The organism is Candidatus Megaera venefica, assembly GCF_034554655.1.
In the GTDB taxonomy this organism is placed as follows: Bacteria; Pseudomonadota; Alphaproteobacteria; order Rickettsiales; family Rickettsiaceae; genus Megaera_A; species Megaera_A venefica.
Window position 1 is genome coordinate 1 of sequence record NZ_JARJFB010000135.1, and the last position, 4,858, is coordinate 4,858.

Sequence of the window (4,858 nt, forward strand, 5' to 3'; positions counted from 1 at the left end):
CTTATGGATTTGACCAAGCTTTTTATCTTGCAACCCTTATATTTGTTGCCTTGTGGGAGTTTCGGTGGATGGACTATAAAGCTTTGCAGTCAAATATATTGACAAATATTAATCAAAATTATATATTAGATATTTACACGAATAAAATTAACCTTTTGAGAAGGAATATGAAAGCAAAACTAGATTCTAAATTATTTAGCCAAGCGATAGTAGACGGTAATTTAGAAAGAGTAAAAGATTTAGTTCTGAATCAAGGTTATGACATCAATATGATAGATGAACGTAATCAACCTATGTTTACACGCGCTATATTAAGTCAAAAGATGGATATAATTAATTTCTTTTTTGAACAAAACGCAGATATTAACCCTACTTGTACTGAAGCGGAATATATTTTTATGACTCCTCTTATGGCTTGTATACGTTTTGTAATGAATGTAAATCCTGAAATGGAGGCGGTATTTAGCAAATTACTAGAAGCGGGAGCTAATCCTAATCCCTCAAACTCTATTGTTTGCTCATCTTTAACTGAGGCTATTGAAAATTATAATAACCCTTCTATTACTAGATCCATAGTTGAAAAATTAATAACTAGTTATAATGCTAACATAAATTACGGTGAGGGTGATAATAGACCAATTATAGCTGCTATTACAAAGGGTGATTTAGAATTAGTAAAATTTTTAGTAGAAAAAGGTGCTGATATCCAAATTGATGGTGATTGTGAGGCCACAATTACTACTGCTATAAAAGCTGGTAAACCAGACATTGTAAAATATCTAGTTTATCACAGCAAAGGAGCTTTTAATGTGACAAAGCTTTTTCAAACTAGTATCAATTATCATAATACAGAAATTACAAAAATACTTGGTTCAAACTTAGATGAAGAATCAATAAAAAAAATATGCGCTCATGAATTTATCTCTGCAATCACGAGAGGAGATTTAGAAACAGTAACGTATTTGGTATTAGCGCAAGGCGTTGATATTAACATGCTTGATGACAGGCTTACGCCTATGTTTTCTTTAGCTATATTGTCACAAAATAAAGATATAATAAATTTTTTCTTCGAGCAAAAAGCGCATGTTAACCCGCTACATGAAAAAGTTTCTATGACTCCTATAGAGGCTCTTGCTTTTCTTGCAACTAAAAATACTGCAATAGAAATACTGGAGTACAGTTTTTGTCAATTATTAATACATGGAGCAGAAGTAAACCCAGGCAATCTTGCTTTCTTGCCGTTGCTGTTAGCACTAGAAGCTAATAATTGTACTCTAGTTTTTAAATTTATACAAATGGGTGTATTAAAAATAAACGGATTAGAAATAAATATTTTTCGCTTAACTCTACCCGATATAATCAAGCAACTACAAGTTGTTGATGATATTGAATTTATTCAGCCAATGGGAACAAACCGCCAATACCTAGATATAGTGATGCAAGTATATAAAAAAGATCGTTATGAAGATAAAAATAAAGAGCAACTCAATAAATTTTATGAGATCATGAAAACTTTATTTAACGATAAAAATAAAATTGCCAAATTAAAAGAGCTTGGAGCTACTGATCTAGACGCAGCTTTCATTAGTGATGATGTAAATACTATTTACCAGATAAGTAATTCTAATTCAGAAACTAATATATACAACCTTGCTCAAAAATACAGAATGGCTGACTTAAGTAGAGATATACATCCAGATTCCAAAGCTATGTCTATACAAATAGCATTAAATGATGCTAGCGTTTCAATCTTAAATTTGCAGTATAATGCGTTCGTTACTCAATCACATGAGTCAACAAATAATTTACTTGTTAACATAATATGTGATGGAAAAGATACTTGGGATTATAACCTAGCAAACCGTTCTTTCAAACATATAGAATCTAGTTTTTCTACGACTATATTACTTGGAAATGGATCTCAATATATTTCTTCAAGCGAAATATCTACTATATTCAATCATGACAGGATGAGTATATTAAAAGGACAAAATCTGGAGTTTGCTTTAGTCATTGTTGGCAGCCATGATTCTAAGGAATTAAAAGCTTTTAGTTCAGTATTTAAAGCAATTACCACAAAACTTGCTAAATCTACGGTTGTTTTTATTGATTCCTGTTATTCTGGACAATATCATGAAGAATATGTTCCAGAAACAGGGGTTTTCTTAATTTCTGCTAGCACTAATAATGAAACAAGCTGTGGAGCTGACAATTTCTCTAGATTCTCCAAATATTTTTCTAACCAACCTAATTTACTAGGTATATTAAAATATTGCGTTGAAAGTTATACTAAATCGACGCCTTGCTTTAGCGGTCAAATAGGAAAAAAAGTATTTAAAGCTGTGCCGATAAAAAACGTTTTGCAAGAGCTGGATAGTAATTGCTTATCAGATGATCTTGAAGCTAATGAAGTTATTCAAGTGGTTCAAAATAAAGCTCCTGATAAAACCCTTGAACTATGGAGCACTATTTCAACTAATTGGAGTACTCAAACTCACATCACAGAATCAGAAGCGTGGGGCTATGCTCCGTCTCATTATCTTAACTATAGTGATGAAATTGTACATATAGGAGATAATAAATATGATAATTACGCAGATTCAGATAACTGTATATGTATTATTATTTAGATTAATAACTATAAAGTAATGGGTTTAGCTTCTTCAGAGTGATGTTCTTTGCTAATTCCCTTATTCCATACAACTTCAAACACCCTGCACAAGGCACCATTTGCAACTACATTACAAGATGTAACTATAGGATCTAGTACAACGTTAAGAGCTAAAATAATAGCAATCATTTCTGTATTAAAATTCAAATATGTCTCATAGATAGGCAACATAATGAAAATAGACCCCCCTAAAATAGCCGCCGTTACAAAGCGCGCTAATACGAAGACACAACTAAATTGAACCCAAGTGAATAGGTCCGGGTTATGCCCAAAGAAATTTCTATAAATTAAAAAACATAAGAAAGCATTTACAACACAATCTCCCACTTGTTGAATATTAGTCGTAGCAGGTATAATCACCTTTGCCAAATTCTTATTTTGAAGGTTTTTCGCTGTTCCTTCTATTGTCCATGGCATTGTTGATAGACTACAGCCTGAAGTTAAGGCTATACTTCCAGCTGGTAAAAGGTTTTTTATATGTCGCATCACATTAATTAATGACCAACTCGAACCTAAAACGAATAAAAACAAAATATATGAAAGCAAAAACAGTACTAGACAGAAAATTAAATTAGCATAGTTGGTTAGTATGTGATTTAGTAGGTTCATTTGGTACATTTGCGCAGCAAAACCAAGTATAAACAAGGGAATAAGGCGCGCAAAAACATTAACTAGCAGCCACTCCATTAATCTATAACTACGATCTATTGATTGCTCTAAAAGCTTATTGTTGTTAAAAGCGGCAATGCAACCCAAGACTACTCCAAATAAAGCTCCTTTATCAGAAGACCACCAATCTGGTTTAACAAATGGTAATTGCCACAAGGCACTAAATTCAGCAGAAAATATCTTCGTTCCAAAAGAGGGCATAGTATCAGATACTAAATTTGCAGCAAAATAAGCATACCAGACTGAGGTAAAGTTAGAAATAGCCTCAAAAATCACTAGAGATATAATAAAAACAATAGCTTGCTTCTTAAACGTACGAACAGTATTGGCAATGAATGCACATATTGTTAATGGCATAAGCCAGATCAATAACTCTTTGATCAATAAGCTAATAGTATAGAATAGCTGCTGTAATTCTAAAGGTAAAAAATCAGCTAAAATAACATAAGACAGTATGACAAGAATGATTTGAATACTTCTGTTTTTCAACACATATAACATAAAACACTATTTAACTTTAAAAATTTTAGTAATGAAAACTAAGTCTTCTGCAGCTTCTTTTAAATAATCAAATCTTCCAGACGCACCTGAATGACCAAAACTCATATTTGTTTTAAAAATAATTATATTATCTCCCAGTTTTCTATCTCTAAGTCGTGCAACCCATTTTGCAGCTTCCCAGTAGCCAACACGTGGATCGGATAATCCAGCAGTGACAAATAGGTTGGGGTAGTTTTGTTTTGATACGTTATCGTATGGTGAATAAGATTTCATATACTCAAAATAGTCTTTCTCTTTAGGGTTACCCCATTCTTTATATTCACCTGGAGTAAGAGGAAGATTTTCATCTAGCATCGTGTTTAAGACATCTACAAATGGTACATGCGCAACTACTGCTTTAAATAGCTCAGGTCTTTGGTTCATAACATTGCCAACTAGCAAACCGCCAGCACTACCTCCGACAATCACAATGTTTCCAGTCGATGTATAATTTAATTTTACAAGTTCGTCTGCAACTGCGATAAAATCTGAAAACGTACGTTTTTTATTGAGGAACTTAGCGTCTTCGTACCAATCATGCCCAAGATCATCACCACCTCTTATGTGAGCAATAGCATAAACAAATCCTCTGTTTACCAAAGAAACAGCGCTATTCCTAAATGATGGCGGGCTGCTATAGCCATAGGATCCATAACCATATAGATATAAAGGATTTGAACCATCGCCTTTAAATAATGATTTTTTATAAAATAAGCTAACTGGAACTTCTACTGAATCTGTTTTTACAAATAAGCGCTGGGTTACATATTCTTCAGAATCAAAACCGCTAGGTATTTCTTGTACCTTAAGTATCAATAGGTTATTTGAATTAAAATCATAGTTATAAACGGTATTCGGTCTTGCTAAAGAACTATAGTCTACTCTAATATCGTTTTCTTTAAAGTTAGTTGAATATATGCTTGCGGTATATACATTTTCTGGAAAAGTTAAAACTTTCTCTTCTGTATTATCTAAGTT

General features: G+C 32.6%; 3 protein-coding genes. 1 reads left to right on the forward strand and 2 read right to left on the reverse strand.

The window, feature by feature from the left end; all coding sequences use genetic code 11:
- Positions 1-167: 167 nt before the first annotated feature.
- Positions 168-2,630 (forward strand): ankyrin repeat domain-containing protein, encoded by a 2,463-nt coding sequence (locus tag Megvenef_RS07440; RefSeq protein WP_322777329.1) that lies wholly within the window; start codon positions 168-170, stop codon positions 2,628-2,630.
- 8 nt (positions 2,631-2,638) lie between these two features.
- Here the strand turns inward: Megvenef_RS07440 and Megvenef_RS07445 are convergent, their stop codons facing one another.
- Both Megvenef_RS07445 and Megvenef_RS07450 read right to left on the reverse strand, forming a co-directional pair.
- Positions 2,639-3,697, reverse strand: coding sequence for a cation:dicarboxylate symporter family transporter (locus Megvenef_RS07445; RefSeq protein ID WP_322777330.1), 1,059 nt, complete (start codon positions 3,695-3,697; stop codon positions 2,639-2,641).
- A gap of 150 nt (positions 3,698-3,847) precedes the next feature.
- The coding region (locus tag Megvenef_RS07450) for a prolyl oligopeptidase family serine peptidase (RefSeq protein ID WP_322777331.1) at positions 3,848-4,858 on the reverse strand (1,011 nt) is incomplete at its 5' end.